General features: G+C 71.1%; 15 protein-coding genes. 4 read left to right on the forward strand and 11 right to left on the reverse strand.

All coding sequences use genetic code 11. The annotated features are described in order from the left end of the window. Window positions 1-67: 67 nt before the first annotated feature. Complete coding sequence (locus tag ACQPXG_RS41135) at window positions 68-430, reverse strand: cupin domain-containing protein (protein ID WP_433464560.1); 363 nt, start codon at window positions 428-430, stop codon at window positions 68-70. A gap of 77 nt (window positions 431-507) precedes the next feature. Beyond that, complete coding sequence (locus tag ACQPXG_RS41140) at window positions 508-1,530, reverse strand: metallophosphoesterase family protein (protein WP_433464561.1); 1,023 nt, start codon at window positions 1,528-1,530, stop codon at window positions 508-510. Window positions 1,531-1,941: 411 nt separating this feature from the next. Here ACQPXG_RS41140 and ACQPXG_RS41145 point away from each other — a divergent pair, with 411 nt between their 5' ends. The 3 genes from ACQPXG_RS41145 to ACQPXG_RS41155 are packed head-to-tail and all read left to right on the forward strand — an operon-like array spanning window position 1,942 to window position 4,267. Next, window positions 1,942-3,441: a sensor histidine kinase gene (locus ACQPXG_RS41145; protein WP_433464562.1), complete on the forward strand. Its 1,500-nt coding sequence runs from the start codon at window positions 1,942-1,944 to the stop codon at window positions 3,439-3,441. Window positions 3,442-3,470: 29 nt separating this feature from the next. Further along, complete coding sequence (locus ACQPXG_RS41150; RefSeq protein ID WP_433464563.1) at window positions 3,471-3,905, forward strand: roadblock/LC7 domain-containing protein; 435 nt, start codon at window positions 3,471-3,473, stop codon at window positions 3,903-3,905. Next, a complete protein-coding gene (locus tag ACQPXG_RS41155) occupies window positions 3,902-4,267 on the forward strand; it encodes a DUF742 domain-containing protein (RefSeq protein WP_433464564.1) in 366 nt (121 codons plus the stop codon). The genes ACQPXG_RS41150 and ACQPXG_RS41155 overlap by 4 nt, the downstream gene beginning before the upstream one ends. Before the next feature lie 95 nt (window positions 4,268-4,362). Here the strand turns inward: ACQPXG_RS41155 and ACQPXG_RS41160 are convergent, their stop codons facing one another. Further along, entirely contained in the window at window positions 4,363-5,322 is a 960-nt protein-coding gene (locus ACQPXG_RS41160) for a helix-turn-helix transcriptional regulator (RefSeq protein ID WP_433464565.1), read from the reverse strand. Window positions 5,323-5,384: 62 nt separating this feature from the next. Here ACQPXG_RS41160 and ACQPXG_RS41165 point away from each other — a divergent pair, with 62 nt between their 5' ends. After that, on the forward strand, window positions 5,385-5,822 hold the full coding sequence (locus ACQPXG_RS41165) for a VOC family protein (RefSeq protein ID WP_433464566.1): 438 nt from the start codon (window positions 5,385-5,387) through the stop codon (window positions 5,820-5,822). A 59-nt stretch (window positions 5,823-5,881) separates the two neighbouring features. Here ACQPXG_RS41165 and ACQPXG_RS41170 read toward each other — a convergent pair whose 3' ends face one another. From ACQPXG_RS41170 to ACQPXG_RS41205, 8 genes are all read right to left on the reverse strand, one after another. Next, complete coding sequence (locus ACQPXG_RS41170; protein WP_433464567.1) at window positions 5,882-8,668, reverse strand: helix-turn-helix transcriptional regulator; 2,787 nt, start codon at window positions 8,666-8,668, stop codon at window positions 5,882-5,884. A gap of 660 nt (window positions 8,669-9,328) precedes the next feature. Then, complete coding sequence (locus tag ACQPXG_RS41175) at window positions 9,329-9,964, reverse strand: LmbU family transcriptional regulator (protein WP_433464568.1); 636 nt, start codon at window positions 9,962-9,964, stop codon at window positions 9,329-9,331. Between the two features lie 248 nt (window positions 9,965-10,212). Beyond that, on the reverse strand, window positions 10,213-10,623 hold the full coding sequence (locus tag ACQPXG_RS41180) for a hypothetical protein (protein WP_433464569.1): 411 nt from the start codon (window positions 10,621-10,623) through the stop codon (window positions 10,213-10,215). 276 nt (window positions 10,624-10,899) lie between these two features. Beyond that, window positions 10,900-12,174, reverse strand: coding sequence for a thymidine phosphorylase (locus ACQPXG_RS41185; protein ID WP_433464570.1), 1,275 nt, complete (start codon window positions 12,172-12,174; stop codon window positions 10,900-10,902). A 2-nt stretch (window positions 12,175-12,176) separates the two neighbouring features. Next, a complete protein-coding gene (locus tag ACQPXG_RS41190; protein ID WP_433464571.1) occupies window positions 12,177-12,581 on the reverse strand; it encodes a cytidine deaminase in 405 nt (134 codons plus the stop codon). A 4-nt stretch (window positions 12,582-12,585) separates the two neighbouring features. Further along, complete coding sequence (locus ACQPXG_RS41195) at window positions 12,586-13,944, reverse strand: ABC transporter permease (protein WP_433464572.1); 1,359 nt, start codon at window positions 13,942-13,944, stop codon at window positions 12,586-12,588. Continuing rightward, window positions 13,941-15,242, reverse strand: coding sequence for an ABC transporter permease (locus tag ACQPXG_RS41200; RefSeq protein WP_433464573.1), 1,302 nt, complete (start codon window positions 15,240-15,242; stop codon window positions 13,941-13,943). The genes ACQPXG_RS41195 and ACQPXG_RS41200 overlap by 4 nt, the downstream gene beginning before the upstream one ends. Beyond that, window positions 15,239-16,777 carry an ABC transporter ATP-binding protein gene (locus ACQPXG_RS41205; protein ID WP_433464574.1) on the reverse strand — a complete coding sequence of 513 codons (1,539 nt, stop codon included), beginning with the start codon at window positions 16,775-16,777 and terminating at the stop codon, window positions 15,239-15,241. Before ACQPXG_RS41205 ends, ACQPXG_RS41200 begins: the two co-directional genes overlap by 4 nt. Window positions 16,778-16,903 lie beyond the last annotated feature (126 nt).

Here is a 16,903-nt window from a genome sequence, read left to right on the forward strand (position 1 = left end):
CCGCCGCGGGGCCGGGCCGCGGTGGGGCGGCCCGGCCCCGCGGCGGACCTTTGCGCGCCGTCGGCGCCTAGGAGCCCGCGGCCTTCGCGTACTCGCCGATGCCGCCGGCGAAGTCGAACACCACGCAAGCCTCGTCCCCGAGTACCCAAGCGTCGTGTCCGGGCGGGACGACGAACACGTCGCCCGGCCCGACCTCCTGGTCGGCGCCCTCCTTGGACTGGATGCGCATCCGGCCCTGCACGACGTAACCGTTGTGGTGTACCTCGCAGAGGTCGGTGCCCGCGATGTCCTTGACCGACTCCGTCCAGCGCCATCCGGGCTCGAACGTCGCCTTACCGAAGACCAGGCCCGTCAGGTTGACGACTTCCAGATGCCCCCTGGGGAAGTCGCGCCGCTCGTCCGGCTTCTCGATGCTCTTGACTTCCGTCATGATGGGTCCCCCTTTCACCATCAATTCTCACGCTCGCACCGGCACTAACCTGCGTCAAGGCGCCGGAGGCCGGCAGGTCACCGGGACGTCGGAGACTCGGGCACCGCCAGGCCGAGCGCGGCTGCCAGGTCGGCCGTCTTGCCGGGCGTCGGGCACTGCCTGGCCAGGGCGGCCTCGTCGAGCCGGCCGTCACGGGCCTGGAAGAGGAACCGCGCCGCGCGATGCCGCCGCAGCTCGTCGTTGGTGCACCCGTCGGCGGCTTGACGCGCCGCCACGACCAAAGCGGGGAACGACGACCGCAGATCCGCCGCCCATTGTTCGACCGCGTCCAGCCAGCCGCGCGCCTCGGCGTCGGCCGTCGACGAGAACTTGGCATTCGCCATGGCCAGCTCCGCGGCGAGTTCCGGCCAGGTGAAGTCGCACCAGGACCTGGACTTCAGGACGGGCAACTGCCATTGCCGCCTGACGTTCGACCAATGATCGGCGCGCGCCTCCACCGAGTGAACGGTGAATCCGGGCACGCAGAGCGCGGTCAGGTTCCAGCCATGGCAGGCGCCGGTGTCCAGGCCGAAGATCCGCGCATCGCGGATCAGCGGCTCATGTCCGGTCACGTGATGGCCGAACACGACCGGCTTGGCATCGGTGTAGTGGTCGTGCCAGTGGCCGTCCGGGAAAAGCGCGGTGAGCTCCCGCTGGCCGCTGGTCGTGCCGGAGAGGATCTCCTCTTTCTGCTCGGCCAACGGGATTCCGGACAGCATCGCGGCGTGGACCACGCGGACATGCTCGTCCTCGAAGTAGTACGGCAGCGTCCGCATCCACTCGACCGTCTCGGCGTACCGGTCGCCCAACTGCAATCGCGTGATCTCCTGCGCATAGGAGAAGATCCCGCGCACGTGCTTGCGCTCGTGGTTGCCCATGACCGCGACCGAGTTCGGACGCTCGCGGAAAAGCCGGGTCACCTCCCCGGGCGAGGGCCCGCGATCGACCAGGTCACCCACGCTGACCAGGAGATCGTCCGAGCGGAGACCGATCTTTTCGAGCAGTTCCAGCAGCTCGTCAAAGCAACCGTGGATGTCGCCGACGATGACCGTGCGTCCCACGAGACGAACCTAGGCAGGCGGCGGCCCACCGCGCAAAGAATTTATGCCGCGGCGACCGCCCGTGTGACCGCGCGGCACCGAGGCGCGCCAGGACCTCTCACCCGGGACACGCAGCGGGCGGCGGTCGCATATACGGAGGTCCAGGGAATTATGATCTTCGTTTCCGGAAGGTTCGATCTTTGATTGGCGATCTTCGACTTCTCCGCATTCTTAATATGGACCTTCAGTTCGCAAGTTTCGGAAGAAGTGGGCATTTCGGGACAGGACACTTGATTGCACTCCGGTATCTCCGAAACTTCAGCAATCCACACTTCCTCGATCGAGCACTGTGTCAGCCTAGATACGGACTGTACGCGTCAAGTACGCATTACTGAGCAATGTGTCCTGTCGTCGAACGCACCGAGGACGCCGATGCCTCACTTCCCCCGATCTTCTGCCGCTGGACGCCCGGGCGGCCGGCGATACGGCGGGTCGCCCGCCCACGGCGCGCCCCGCCCGATCGGCGTGCGCGGCTTCCACCCGGGCATCTTCGTCCTTCCCGCGACGGCGGTGGCGCTCCTCGGGGTCGCCGTCGTGGCGGTGCTCTACACCGGCGACCCCGCGACCCGGACGACGCAGCCGGTGCTGGTCGCGGCCGGCGCGGGAACCCTGATCATCATGGGTGCCGCCGCGTTGTCGGCGGACCTCGCGACCCGCCGCGTCCACCGGCAGCACGCGCGGCTGTCCGTCCGCGACCAGGAGGACGTGCATCGCCGGCTCGGCGAGCTGTGGCTCCTGGTCACCCGCGGCCGGCACGGCCTGCGGGAGCTGACGGCACGGCTCAGCGCCGGCGAAGTCGTCCTGCCGGTCGGCGACTCCCCGGCCACCGACCCCGGCGACCCGTTCCTGCGGCTCGCGGGTGAACTGCGGAAGGCGCAGGGCGAGGCGTGGAACGCCGTGCTCGACGCCGCGAACCACGCCTCCGCCGGGGGCGCGGACCAGCGGGTCGACGTCGTCGTCAACCTCGCCCGCCGGATGCAGTCACTGGCCCACCGGACCATCCAGGGCCTGGACGAGCTGGAGAACCAGGTCGAGGACCCCGATCTCCTCAAGGGCCTGTTCAGGGTCGACCACCTCAGCACCCGCATGCGCCGCCAGGCCGAAAGCCTCGCCGTGATCGGCGGCGCCGCGTCCCGCCGCCAGTGGAGCCGGCCGGTGACCGTGTACGAGGTGCTGCGGTCCGCCATCGCCGAGGTCGAGCACTACGACCGGGTCAAGGTCGTGCCACCCGTCGAGGGGACCCTGCAGGGCAACGCGGTCGCGGACATCGTCCACCTCCTCGCGGAACTCGCCGAGAACGCCACCAGGTTCGCCGCGCCGCCCACGCAGGTGCTCATCCGCGTCGAGGACGTCGCCGCGGGCCTGGCCATCGAGGTCGAGGACCGCGGCCTCGGCATCCCGCCGGAGAACCGGCGGCGGCTGAACGACCTGCTCGCCGGCGCCGACGACGTCCAGACCGGCGAGCTGCTGCAGGAGGGGCGCATCGGGCTCCTCGTGGTCTCCGCGCTCGCGCGCCGCCACAATGTCCGCGTCCGGCTCCAGGGGAATCTCTACGGCGGTACGCAGGCCGTCGTCGTCATCCCGAGCGGGCAGATCGGTGACGAGGCGGAGGGCGCCGAGGTCCAGGCCCGCCCGGCGCGGGCCGAGGCCGTCCCCGCGTCCTCCCCCGTTCAGGCGGCGGGCGAGCGGCCGCGGCTGCCGCGCCGCCAGGCTCAGGCGAGCCTGGTCCCCGAACTGCTCAACCCTCCGGCGCCGCAGCAGGACGATCCGGAGCTCGAACACGACCCCGGCTTGATGGCGGCGTTCCAGAAGGGGATGCGCGGCGCCGAGGAAAGCGACCGCGGCAGGGATGGCGCCGATGGCGCGCGCTGACGAAACTCACAAGCGATAAGGAGAGTCCGTTGAGTGGTGTCTCCCCGAACCAGGCTCAGGATCTCGCTTGGCTGTTGCGGGGGCTGGGCGAGGAGGTTCCGGTCATTCGCGGCAGCGTGCTGCTGTCGTCCGACGGCATGATGAAAGCCGCCGACGGCTTCGACCGCGCCAGTGCGGAACAGCTCGCTGCGCTCGCGTCGGGGCTTTTCTCCATCGCGCGTAGCGCCGGAACGAAGTTCGACGAGAGCAATGAGGTGCGGCAGGTCATTGCGGAACTCAGGTCCAGCCAGCTGTACATTTCCTGGGCAGGTTTCAATTCCGTGCTGGCGGTGCTGGCGCGGGCGGAGGCCGACCCTGCCGTGGTCGGTTTCGAGATGGCCCGGCTGATCAAGGCCGTCCGGCCCTTCCTGGACACCGCGGCGCGGTCGGCCGTCACCACCGGCCGGCCGGATCGGCCGGCATGACGGCCGGCGTGGGCGAGTTCTGGCTCGACGACGCCGCCGGGCCGCTGGTGCGCCCGTACGCGGTGATCGACGGCCGCACCCGCCCGGCCGTCGAGCTGACCCTGCTGTCCCTGGTCGCCGCGACCGGGCACCGTCCGGCGGGCCTGGACCCGGAGCACGCCAGGGCCGTCGACCTGTGCCGCGGCCCGATCTCCGTCGCCGAGGTCGCGGCGCATCTGCGGCTTCCCGTGGTGGTCGCCAAGGTGCTCCTCGCCGACCTGGTGCACTGCGGGGCGATGACGACACGAGCGCCGCGCACCGCGGCGGACCACACCGACCGGGATCTTCTGGAGAAACTGCTCGATGGCCTGCAACGAGCCTGATCAGGCGTTCCCCACCCAGGTGAAGACTCGTGCTCTACCTGTTCGGCACGCCCTCGGCAAGAAAGAAAGTTAAAGGTCACCGCCACGGCCTGAGGTCAGTCGGTGCCGGACAAAGCGTCGAGGCGGCGGGCGAGGCGGGCGGCGGCCTCCCGCAGTTCCGGGGGCTCCAGCACCTCCGTCTCGAAACCCAGCCGGACGACGTGCACGGCGAGCAGGTCCAGGTCCTCCGCGCCGACGACGAGCACGCACCAGCCGTCGCGGCCGTCCTCGACGCGGCCCACCTGGGGCGGCATCAGCTCCCGCACCCGGTCGGGCTCGGCGTGCACCCGTATGCGGGCGACGTACCGGTACGGCGCCTCGGTCACGGACCGCTGCACGTAGGCGACCGGGTCGGGATGCTCCCGCGGCCGGAAGCGCCAGGTCGTCGCCGCCACCGCGCGCATCCGGTCCAGCCGGAAGGTGCGCCAGTCGTCGCGGTCGACGTCCCAGGCCATCAGATACCAGCGGCGGCCGGTGGTGACCATCCGCACGGGCTCGACCGTGCGCTCGCGCTCCTCGCCGTCCCGGCCGGCGTGGCGGAACCGCACCCGGACGGCGTCGCGGCAGGCCCGCGCGAGCGTCACCAGCACCTCCGCGTCGATCTCGACCCCGGGGCCGACCAGGGTCGCGGTGGCGCCGTGCACCGCCCGCACCTCGGCGCGCAGCCGGGGCGGCATCACCTGGTCGAGCTTGGCGAGCGCCCGCAGCGCCGCCTCTCCCGCCCCCGCGATCGTGCCCCCCGACGCCAGCCGCAGGGACACCGCCGTGGCGATCGCCTCCTCGTCGTCGAGGAGCAGCGGCGGCAGCCGGGTGCCCGCGCCGAGCCGGTACCCGCCGCCGACTCCCGCCACCGCGTGCACCGGGTAGCCGAGCGTGCGCAGCCGCTCCACGTCGCGGCGCACCGAGCGGTCGGTGACCCCCAGCTCGGCGGCGAGCTCGGCGGACGTCCAGGACCGCCCTCGTTGCAGCAGTCCCAGCAACCGCAGCACCCGCTCGGTCGTCCCCTCAACAGTCACCGGCTCATCGTCCTACAGATCACGGAACGGTTCTGTCCGCTATAGGCGGGAAACTCGGAACCATGACACGCGAGATTCAGATCACCTTCGACTGCGCCGACCCGGCCGCCCTGGCCGCGTTCTGGGCCGAGGCCCTCGGCTACCGGCTGCAGGACCCGCCGGGGGGCTTCGAGTCGTGGGACCAGGCGCTGGAGGCGATGGGCGTTCCGCCCGAGAAGCGCAATGACGCCTCGGCGGTGGTCGACCCCGAAGGCTCCGGCCCGCGGCTGTTCTTCCAGCGGGTGCCGGAGGGCAAGCAGGTCAAGAACCGCCTGCACCTCGACGTGCGAGCCGCACCCGGCCTCCAGGGCGACGCGCGCATGGCGGCCCTGGAGGCGGAGGCCGAGCGGCTCGTCACCCATGGCGCCACCCGCCTCAAGCGCTACGAGCCCGCTCCCCCGCTCGGCGCCGGCCACATCCTGATGACCGATCCCGAGGACAACGAGTTCTGCCTCGACTGACCGAGCGTTCCAAAGCAGTCCTTCACGCGGCGCCGGTTCGCCGACGCCGGGGTGTGCGATCAGGCCGCCGGGTCCGGTGCGACGCGGGCGGAGGCGTCGGCGTCCGAACCTTGCCCCTGGAACCTCCTGAGCTCGCGGCGGGAACTGACACCGAGCTTCGGGAACGCCTTGTAGAGGTGGTAGGCGACGGTGCGGGGACTGAGGAACAGCTGTGCCGCGATCTCACGGTTGCTGGCTCCGCCGGCCGCCAACCGCACCACCCGTATCTCCTGGGAGGTCAGGCGGGACAACGGACCGCCTTCGGCGTCGCGCGGGCGGAAGCGCTCGCCCGCGGCGCTCAGCTCCGTCCGCGCGCGGGCCGCCCAGGGTGCGGCGCGGATCGTCTCGAAGGTCTCCAGCGCGGAACGCAGCCAGGGGCGGGCGTCGCCGGGACGTCTCGCGCGGCGCAGCCACTGGCCCCAAAGGAGCTCCGTCCGGGCACGCTCCAGAGGCCGGCCGCCCTGTGCATGCAGCTCGACCGCCTTCTCGAAGCTGGTCTCGGCGTCGGCGGGGTGGACGAGCGCGTGGCAGCGCAGGGCCACCGCACGGGCCCAGGGCTGGTCGATGCGGGAAGCCCAGGTCTCCAGAGCCTCCAGGGCCTCCGCCGCGTCCCCGGGCCGTCCCGCCAGCGCGGTCGCCTCCACCAGATCGGCGCCGAAGCCGTTGATCAGGAAGGGGCTGCGTATCCAGCGTGTGCCGGAGATCGCCTCCAGCTTCCCGGCCGCGTCCGCGTGCCGCCCCAGCCCCAGGTCGGCCAAGCCGAGCGCGTAGGTGCCCCAGGACTCGGCCAAACCGATCTCCCGGCCTTCGGCCTTTGCGGTGGCCTTGGCGGCCAGTGCCCGGCACCGTTCGTCCTCACCGGTCACGGCGGCGAGCTGAGCGCTGACGGCGAGCAGCAGTTCCTCCTGGTGCTCCTGGCCGGTGTCTTCGGCGAGCCGCAGTCCCTCGGTGGCGCCGGCGAGGGCGTCCTCGCTCAGGCCGCGATGGAGCCGGGCCATGGCCAGCAAGGTCAGCGCCTCCGGCAGAAGGCCGAGGTCGCCGTCGTCGCGGCACCGCCGGGTCAGCGCGTCCGCGAGCTCGAAGGCGGCATCGTCATCACCGGCCGCATGGGCCGCGTGAGCGCCCAGGAGCTTCAACCTGGCCTCGCCGTTCGCCGCACGCGCTCTGCTGATCACCTCGCGCAGGTGCGGGAGTCCCTGGAGCGGGTCTCCGGCGATGATGTGCCGCACCGCCATGGCGGCACTGACCATTCCCACCTCGGCGGCGGCGACCGCGGACGGCGAGGCCAGCGCCGCCATGGCCTGATCCGCCGCGGGCAGGTCGTCCGCGAGGACCGCGTAGCGCATGGCGTTCGCGCGCATGGTCACCGCCAGCGACGGCGCGTCCCCGTTGATGGAGCCGGCCAGCCGCAGGAGGTCCCGGGCCGCCGTCGCCGGCGCCCCCCGCCGGTAGGCGAGAGTCGCGTTCACCAGGGCCAGCCGGCCGCGCGTGACGGGACGCCGCGGCAACGGCGCGGCACCGCTCACCAGGGAGGTCGCCCAGTCGGGCTGTCCGGCGTCGAGCGCCGCCTTCGCGGCGGCGGCCAGCCGGTCCGCCTTGACCGACGGGTCGGGGGTGAGAGAGGCGGCGCGTTCGAACGCGGCGGCCAGCGCGCCGGGTCCGCCTCGCGCCCTCGCACGCGGGGCGGTCCGCATCAGCAGGGCGGCGAGTTCCTCGTCGGCGTCGACGGCGCCTGCCGCCAGGTGCCATGCCCGCCGGTCACCGTCCAGTTCACCCTCGTAGGCCGCGCCGAGCGCGTTGTGCGCGGCCAGACGCTGCGGCAGGGACGAGGTCTCGCGGACGACGGCCCGCACGAGCGGATGCCGGAAGGCCAGGGACCGGTCGCCTAGCTCGATCAGTCCACCGTGCTCGGCGGGTTCGAGATCCTCGACGGAGACGCCGAGCAGATGTCCGGCCCTGACCAGAACGCCCAGATCGCCCCTGTCGTCGATCGCCGCGAGGAGAAGCAGGCTCCGGGTGGCGCGGGGCAGGCCGGTGACCCGCGCCTGGAAGACCTCCCGTACGGTTCCCGGAACCCGTGGACCGCTCAACGGCCCGATCGGCGGGAAGACGCCACCGAGGCGTTCACGGTCCGTAAGCGCTCCGGACAGCCCGGCCAATGCCATGGGGTTGCCGGCCGCTTCCCACAGGATCCTCTCCCGCACCGGAGCGACCAGGGCCGGATGGAGGTCGGCGAGAAGCTCCGCCGAGGCCGCGGCGTCCAGCGGCTCCAGCGTCCGCGAGGCGATTCCCGGGGACGGGAACTCTGGGGGGCCTCCACGACCTGCGAATATCATCGTCACGCCCTGGGCGCGCAGTCGGCGAGCGGCGAACAGCAGGACCTCGGCGGAGAACCGGTCCAGCCATTGGGCGTCATCGATCAGCACGAGAAGATGGCCGTCGGCCGCGATGTCGGTCAAGAGCGCCAGTAGCGCCATTCCTTTCGCGGAAATGCTCTCCGGCGTCTGCGGTCGCGCCCCCAGCACGTCGCCCAAGGCCGCGCGTTGCGCATGCGGCAGGGCACCGATGCGATCCGCCACGGGCTGCAGCAGCAGGTGCAGCGCCGCGAACGGCAGTCGTCCCTCTGCCTCGATACCCGCGCCGCGAAGGACCCGGGCGGCGTCCGCCTGCTCGGCGCAGAACTCCAGCAACGCCGACTTGCCGATACCCGCGTCCCCACGCAGGACGAGAGCGTTTCCCCGGCCTGCGCGGCCCTCCGCCGACATCCGGCGGAGCAGCGCCTGTTCCTCCTCGCGCCCGTGGAGCATTCGGCGCACCTCCTCAAGATCGCACGATCGATCGTGCTCTTATCTCAGGACGGAATGCCGCCGCTCTTCAGCAGGTCGAGTGCCCGACAGGCCGGCATTCCGAGCCACACAGGAATGGGACTCCCCATCTCCGCCTTCGCGAGCAAGATCAACAATAACCGCTTTCCGTGCCTCGCCGAAATGATGGCGGCACTTCGGTGAACCCCGTACACGGCCGAACGGAAACTCAAGCACCCATGACGGATGCAGGCGCAGGCACCGGCCGGTCTTTCCGGTGAACTCGGCCCGAAGCGGAATTTCGTCGCCGGTAAGAATGACAGATTTCTCACTCGCCGAACGTCCCTAGATTCGTGATCAGCACCGAACTCCAAGGGAGTCGGGTGTCGGCCGGCAGCCTCGGGCTGCCGACGTGAAAAATCCACCTGTCCACGGCCTCGGGTCGCGGACACCAGCAAAAGGGGTGCTATTCCCGTGTCTTGTGACAACTGCGGTAGCCAGATGTTCAAGCCCGGCGACCAGGGTGGCTCCATGTGGGTCTGCCCCAACTGCGGCGCTGTCAAGCAGAGCTGAAACCTGAACCACTGGCCGGACGACCAGTCGTCCGGCAGGCACCATAAATTACCGGCTGTCCTCCGAGTTTCTCGGAGGCAGCCGGTTCTCTTACTCCTTCAGGGCGGATCGCGCCGCCTGGTCCAGTATCCGGGAAATCCATTCGGCCAGGCCGGACCGCGTGCTTTCGGCGGCCTGCTGCCAGAGTTCCCGCTGTTGCCTGGTGGCGATCACTTCCACATGGACGGCCGGCGGCGACTCCTGCTCGGCGGCGGCGCCGCGGCTCGACCTCAACTCCTCCCGGAGCCTGCGCTTCGACCAGCCCAGCTCGGCCGCCCTCGCCAGCCAGAGATCCTGTTCGGTCTCGGGCAGAGAGGCGACCTCGAAGTGGTGCTGGAAGCTCAGCCCGTCATGCCGGCGTGACGCCTCGAAGCGCCGAGCCACCCAGGCGTAGTTGCGCAGCGTCCCGTAGGTCAGGCCGGTTTCGGTGACCGCGCGGCGATAGCGGTCCCGATAGTTCTCCGCACCGAAGACCAGCCAATCACCCAGCCACCAGGCCGATGAGTCGGAGATGAGGAACAATTGCCTGCCGACCCGCTTCCATGACGCGAAGGACAGCGTCGGCGGAAGCCGGAGATAGGTTCGCGCAGTGCGAACGGCGGGATCAACTGCGAGCCTGTCCCGCGATACATGAATACTGTTCGGCGTTTCGGTCGATTCCGCACCGCCACTGACAGCCTGGCCCATTGCTCACCCCTGGCGTCGCCTCCCCAGACCATACCCGCTAGTAACTCTAGTGGAATCGATCAGCGAAAAAGCCGTCCCTAACGGTGGGCGACCCGGCATTGACGTTTCGTGATCCCGGCTTCGCGGGGTGGCGGGAATCCCAATCTTCCGGACGGACGCACATTAAGAGGGACACCGAATATCGCCCCGCCCGGCGGTCGCCGGTCGAGCCGGGCCGCCGGGCGGGGTGGCCTGCTACGCCAGGGTCGCTACTTCCACTCGTAGACTCTGGACTCCGTCTTACCGCTCGCGTCCGCCTCGTACTCGAACACGGCGGCCACGGTGTTCAGGCGCGAGAACTTCCCGGACGTCGTCCGGTAGAAGATCGCGCCCCGGAACGAGGTCGCTCCGTCCTTCAGGAGCTTGCCGACCCCGGTGCCCTCCCAGGTGAGGGTCTCTCCGCCGCCGGACATCGTGCAGCCCTGGCCGGTACCCCGCAGGACGCCGTCCGCGCCGAGGACCGACACGTACGTCCCCATGTCCACTATGTCCTCGTCGAGAAGGCGGCCGCGGGCCTCGAAGGAGACCTCGACCCGTGCCTCGCCCTGCTCGGACGGCGGCAGTACGCGGGTCCCCGTGATCTGCCCCGAGTCATGGCTCAGTTGCTCTCCCAGTGCCATCGTCGTCCTCCCCCCGAATGCGATCACTGAATCCAGTCGAACACCGGCCCATTCGCCGGTCAATGACGTGGACACGTGCGGGGCCCCCGCATCTCCCCCGCCCTTCGGCAAGGAGGATCTCCGTTCGCGACACCGCGGAGATACCGGGCAAAGCGCGTGAGCGCGGAACGCCGTTCCGGCGATGCGGGCACGGGTGTTCAGGGCTTGACCCGGAGCTCACTCACCGATGCCGACGAAGCGCCGACCGTAGTGGGCGCGGACCGGTGACCGCCCGGCTCACGCGATCCGGTCGATGATCAACGGGGTCCGGGACGGCGCCGCCGCCTCGGCGATCTCGTACGCGCCGTCGAGGGATTCGAGCGCGCGGCCGAATCTGGACTCCTCGTCGGCGTGCAGGGTCAGCAGCGGCTGCCCCTCCCTGACGGTGTCCCCCGGCTTCGCGTGGCAGATCACGCCCGCGCCGAACGACACGGGGTCCTCCTTGCGGGCCCGGCCGGCGCCGAGACGCCAGGCCGCGACACCCACCCCGTAGGCGTCCAGCCTGGTCAGGACCCCGGAGGACGGGGCGGTCACCACGTGGGTCTCACGGGCGGCCGGCAGCGGCGCGTCCGGGTCGCCGCCCTGGGCGATGATCATGCGACGCCAGACGTCCATGGCGGAACCGTCCTTCAGCGCGTCGGCCGGGTCCCGGCCGGACAGCCCGGCGGCGGCGAGCATCTCCCGGGCCAGCGTCAGGGTCAGCTCGACCACGTCGGACGGGCCTCCCCCGGCCAGCACCTCGACCGACTCGGCGACCTCGACCGCGTTGCCCACCGCGTTGCCCAGCGGACGGTCCATGGCGGTCAGCAGCGCGACGGTGCGCAGACCGTGGTCGGCGCCGATCGCGACCATCGTCTCGGCCAGCTCGCGGGCGTTCTCCACTGTCTTCATGAACGCGCCGGAGCCGACCTTCACGTCCAGCACCAGCGCGCCCGTGCCCTCGGCGATCTTCTTGGACATGATCGACGACGCGATCAGCGGGATCGACTCCACCGTCCCCGTCACGTCGCGGAGCGCGTAGAGCTTGCGGTCCGCGGGCACCAGGCCACCGCCCGCCGCGCAGATCACCGCACCCGCCGAGCGCAGGACGTCCAGCATCTCCGCGTTCGACAGCGACGCCCGCCACCCCGGGATCGACTCGAGCTTGTCGAGCGTCCCGCCGGTGTGGCCGAGGCCGCGGCCCGACAACTGCGGGACGGCCGCGCCGCACGCCGCCACCAGCGGTGCGAGCGGCAGGGTGATCTTGTCGCCGACGCCGCCGGTGGAGTGCTTGTCGGTGGTCGGGCGGTCCAGTGCCGACCAGTCCATCCGCTCCCCGGACCGGATCATCGCCTCCGTCCACCGCGCCACCTCGGGCCGGGACATGCCGTTCAGCAGGATCGCCATCGCCAGCGCCGACATCTGCTCCTCGGCGATCGCACCCCGCGTGTAGGCGTCGACCGCCCAGTCGATCTGCTCGGGGGTCAGCGTCCCGCCGTCCCGCTTGGCGCAGATGACATCGATGGCCTCCACGATCACCCTCTCTCAACAAGGTCGTCCGGGCCGAACGCGTCCGGCAGGACGTCCGACATGGGCAGGATGCCGCGCGTCGTCTCCAGCAGCATCGGGGCGCCGCCGTGCTCCCACAGCAGCTGCCGGCATCGCCCGCACGGCATCAGCGGGTTCCCATGCCGGTCGACGACCGCCATCGCGACCAGCCGAGGCCGCTCCGACTTGCCGGGCCCGTGCAGCGCCGACACCACGGCGCACTCCGCGCACAGGCCGACGCCGTACGAGGCGTTCTCGACGTTGCATCCCGTGATGACCCGGCCGTCGTCCACCAGCGCCGCGGCCCCGACCGGGAACCCGGAGTACGGGCAGTACGCACGCGTCATCGCCTCCCGCGCGGCATCGCGCAGGCCAGGCCAGTCGATCTCCATAGAGTTATCTTGCCTCGCCTCGCCGGTAGCGGAGGCCGTTGGCGGCGGGCATCCGGAGGCGCTGGCTGGCCAGGGCGAGGACGAGCAGCGTCGTCAGGTGCGGCGTGAACGAGACCAGCTCGCCCGGGACGATGTCGCTCAGCAGGAACCAGGCGAGCAGCGCGACGGCGGCGACCAGCGACAGCACGGCGCCGAAGTAGGCGTTGCGCATGTCCCGGCGCTGCGCGACGTCGGTCGCCGCCTGCGGGCGCAGCCGGTTCGCCCGGACGGTCTGCCAGACCGCGATGCCGATCAGCAGGATCGCCACGAACAGCAGCAGCGCGTGCACGGACTGGCCGCCGCCGCGCACGTTCATCGCGTCGGTGTAGCCGAACAGCAGTGAACCCGCGGCGAGGCCCCCGGGACGCCAGTTGCCGAAGATCATGGCGGCGAGGCCGATGAAGCCGCGGCCGTTGGTCTGGCCGTCCTGGTAGAACGGGGCCGCGACGGTGACGAGGAACGCGCCCGCCAGCCCGGCGAACCCGCCCGAGATCATCACGGCCGCGTACTTCATCCGGTAGACCTGCACGCCGAGCGACTCGGCGGCGTAGGGGTCCTCGCCGCAGGACCGGATCCGCAGCCCGAACGCCGTCCGCCACAGGACCAGGAAGCTGGCCGGGATGAGCAGCAGCGCCACCAGCGTCAGCAGCGACATGTCGCTGGTCAGCCCGCGCAGGATGCCCGCGATGTCGGAGACCAGGAACCAGTGGTCCTTCTCCAGCGAGCCGAGCCAGTCGGGGCTCTGCCAGCCGCCGATCTTGCCGCCGGACAGCACCGGCAGCGTCAGCGTCTGGATCGGGTCGACCGGGGGCGACTGCCGGGGGCCGCCGCCGAGCGCCTTCGCCTCGCCCTTGTCGAAGATCAGCCCGGCCAGGAACTGGGTGAGGCCCAGCCCGAGGATGTTGATCGCGACACCGGACACGATGTGGTCGACGCCGAACGACACGGTCGCGATGGCGTGCAGCAGGCCGCCGAGCGCCCCGCCGGCGATCCCGGCGAGGACGCCGATCCACGGGCCCCACTGGTAGCCGGCCCACGCGCCCGTCCAGGTCCCGAGGATCATCATGCCCTCAAGACCGATGTTGATCACGCCGGACCGCTCGGACCACAGCCCGCCCATCCCGGCCAGGAAGATCGGCACCGCGAGGCGCAGCGACGCGCTGACCGTCCCGCTGGACGTCACCGGGTCGGCGTCGTCGAGCACCCGGACCAGCGACAGCAGCACCAGCATCCCGGACGCGATCAGCAGATAGTGCGGCCAGCGCAGCCGGCGCGCGCCGTTCGCGGCCTTCTTGACGGACACCGTCTCGGTCACGGCGCTCATGAGGCACTCCCAGCGGCCTCGCGGGCCAGGTCGTGGCCGGTGGCCAGCTCGGCGGCGACGGCCCGCTGCTGCAGCCGGATCTCCCAGCGCCGGACCAGCTCGTACACGATGACGACGGTCAGCACGACCACGCCCTGCATGACCCCCACGATCTCCTTCGGCACGTCGACCTCCTGGAGCACGTCGGAGGTCTGGTCGAGGAACGCGAACAGCAGCGCGGCGAGCGCGATGCCCGCCGGATGGTTGCGGCCGAGCAGCGCGACCGTGATGCCGGTGAAGCCGAGCCCCGCAGGGAAGTTCAGCGAGTACTCGTAGGACGCGCCGAGAAGCTCCGGCATGCCGATCAGGCCCGCCACCACGCCGGACGCCACCATCGTGTAGACGATCATGCGACGGGCGTTGACGCCGCTCGCCTGCGCGGCGGACGACGACAGCCCGGACACCTTCAGGTCGAACCCGAACCTGGTGTGGTTGATGACGACCCAGAACACGATCCCGACGACGATCGCGAGCGGCAGCAGCCCGTACACGTCGCCGGGCAGGTCGATGCCGATCGAGGACAGGAAGCCGTTCAGGCCCCCGACCCGTCCCGACTCGGGGATCTGCGGCGTCGCGACGTTGTTGCTCCCCGGCCGGACGTCGGCGAGCCGCTTGTCGTTCAGCAGGTAGGCGATCAGGCCGGTCGCGATCGCGTTCAGCATGATCGTGGACAGCACCTCCGACACCCCGCGGGTGACCTTCAGCACGCCCGCGATCGCGGCCCACAGCCCGCCGACCACCATCGCCGCGACGATCACCAGCATCTGGCCGAGCGGGGCGGGCAGGGTGACGGCCCCGCCGAGCGCGGCGGCGAGGAACGCGGCCAGCCGGTACTGGCCGTCCACGCCGATGTTCAGCAGCGCCATCCGGAACCCGATCGCGACCGCGACCGCCGACAGGTAGTAGCGGGTGGCGCGGTTCAGGATGTCGACGATCGAGTTCTCGGTGGTGCCGTAGTCGATCATGCTCTTGATCGAGCTGACCGGGTCGGCGCCGGTGATCCGCAGCAGGATCATGGTGATGCCGAGGGAGATCAGCAGCGCCAGCACCGGCGCGCCGATCTTCAGCCCGAGCCCGCGCGGGCCCAGCCCCCGCAGCATCGCCTTCCACGACGGCACCGTCTCCGGACCGTCCTTCGGCGGCCCGCTCGCGGCGCCCTCCTTCTCGCCGCCGCCGTCACCGGACGACTCCGCGCCGGACGCGGTCTCCGGGGCGTCGTCGGCGGGCGGGGGCGGGGTGTCCTTCGCGCCGTCGCTCATGAGGGGGCTCCCGCGCCGGTCATGGCGGAGCCGAGTTCCTCGGGGGTGACGGTCCGCGGATCGACCTCCGCGACCAGCCGTCCCCGCAGGATCACGTGCAGGGTGTCGGACATACCGATGAGTTCCTCAAGATCGGCGCTGATCAGCAGCACGGCCAGCCCGTCCGCGCGGGCCTGCCGCAGGTACTCCCAGATGGCGGCCTGGGCGCCGACGTCGATGCCGCGGGTCGGATGCGCGGCGATCAGCAGGTGCGGGTCGCCGGACATCTCCCGCCCGACGATGAGCTTCTGCTGGTTGCCGCCCGACAGCGCGGCGGCGGGCACGTCGATCCCCGGCGTCCGCACGTCGTACGCCTGGACGATCCGGGTGGTGTCGCGGCGGGCGCCGCGCCGGTCGATCCACGGGCCGCGCACGTTCGGCCGCTGGGTCTGGTGGCCCAGCATGCGGTTCTCCCAGAGCGTCCCCTCCAGGACGAGCCCGTGCCGGTGCCGGTCCTCCGGGATGTAGGCGATGCCGGCCTCCCGGCGCCGCCGGGTCGGCCACTGGGTGATGTCGTCGCCGCCGTAGCCGATCGTCCCGGCGTCCGCGTGCCGGATGCCCATGATCGCCTCGATGAGCTCGGTCTGCCCGTTGCCCTCCACGCCGGCCAGCCCGACGATCTCGCCGCGGCGGATGCGCAGCGACACGTCGTCCACCGCGGGACGGCCCTCGGGGGTGAGCACGGTCAGCCCGGCGACGTCCAGCTGGACGTCCTCGGTGACGGTCGACTCGCGCAGCTCGGGGGTGGGCAGCTCGGACCCGACCATCAGCTCGGCCAGCTGCCGGGAGGTGACCTCGGCCGGGTCGAGGCATTTGGCGACGGTGGTGCCGCGCCGGATCACCGAGATGGTGTCGGCGACGGCCAGCACCTCGTCCAGCTTGTGCGAGATGAACAGCACGGTGAGGCCCTCGGCGCGCAGCTCCCGCAGGTTGCCGAACAGCTCGTCGACCTCCTGCGGGACGAGCACGGCGGTCGGCTCGTCCAGGATCAGCACGCGGGCGCCCCGGTAGAGCACCTTGAGGATCTCCACGCGCTGCCGCTCGCCGACACCGAGCGTCTCCACGAGCACGTCCGGGTCGATGCGCAGCCCGTACGCCTGCGACATCTCCTTGATCTTCGCGCGCGCGGCGGCGAAGTCGATGCGGCCGCGCCGCCAGCCCTTCGCGCGGGGCTCGGCGCCGAGGACCACGTTCTCCAGGACGGTCAGGTTGTCGGCCAGCTTGAAGTGCTGGTGGACCATGCCGATGCCGCGGGCGATCGCGTCGGCCGGGGTCCGGAAGCCGACCTGCTCGCCGTCGACCTCGATGGTGCCCTCGTCCGGCTTCTGCATGCCGTAGAGGATCTTCATCAGGGTGGACTTGCCGGCGCCGTTCTCACCGCAGAGCGCATGCACCTCGCCGCGCTCGATGGTGAGGTTGATGTCGCGGTTGGCCACCACTCCGGGGAACCGCTTGGTGATCGATGTCAGCCGCACGGCCGGCACCTGGTCAGGCACGAGTGCCCCTCCTCCTGCCTCGAACGTGCTGTGTCTGGAACCGCCGCCACCGGGCGCCACCGCGATGGTGACGCCCGGTGCGCGGTTACGGCCGGACGAAACCGGTCCGCCCGGTCACGGCGCGGA

The organism is Spirillospora sp. CA-128828, from assembly GCF_050945415.1.
GTDB lineage: Bacteria > Actinomycetota > Actinomycetes > Streptosporangiales > Streptosporangiaceae > Spirillospora.

Excerpts from the sequence above, each read along its gene's own strand:
- ACQPXG_RS41135 (WP_433464560.1), bottom strand. The coding sequence starts at position 430 with ATGACGGAAGTCAAGAGCATCGAGAAGCCGGACGAGCGGCGCGACTTC.
- ACQPXG_RS41145 (WP_433464562.1), top strand. The coding sequence starts at position 1,942 with ATGCCTCACTTCCCCCGATCTTCTGCCGCTGGACGCCCGGGCGGCCGG.
- ACQPXG_RS41155 (WP_433464564.1), top strand. The coding sequence starts at position 3,902 with ATGACGGCCGGCGTGGGCGAGTTCTGGCTCGACGACGCCGCCGGGCCG.
- ACQPXG_RS41165 (WP_433464566.1), top strand. The coding sequence starts at position 5,385 with ATGACACGCGAGATTCAGATCACCTTCGACTGCGCCGACCCGGCCGCC.
- ACQPXG_RS41170 (WP_433464567.1), bottom strand. The coding sequence starts at position 8,668 with ATGCTCCACGGGCGCGAGGAGGAACAGGCGCTGCTCCGCCGGATGTCG.
- ACQPXG_RS41175 (WP_433464568.1), bottom strand. The coding sequence starts at position 9,964 with ATGGGCCAGGCTGTCAGTGGCGGTGCGGAATCGACCGAAACGCCGAAC.
- ACQPXG_RS41180 (WP_433464569.1), bottom strand. The coding sequence starts at position 10,623 with ATGGCACTGGGAGAGCAACTGAGCCATGACTCGGGGCAGATCACGGGG.
- ACQPXG_RS41190 (WP_433464571.1), bottom strand. The coding sequence starts at position 12,581 with ATGGAGATCGACTGGCCTGGCCTGCGCGATGCCGCGCGGGAGGCGATG.
- ACQPXG_RS41195 (WP_433464572.1), bottom strand. The coding sequence starts at position 13,944 with ATGAGCGCCGTGACCGAGACGGTGTCCGTCAAGAAGGCCGCGAACGGC.
- ACQPXG_RS41200 (WP_433464573.1), bottom strand. The coding sequence starts at position 15,242 with ATGAGCGACGGCGCGAAGGACACCCCGCCCCCGCCCGCCGACGACGCC.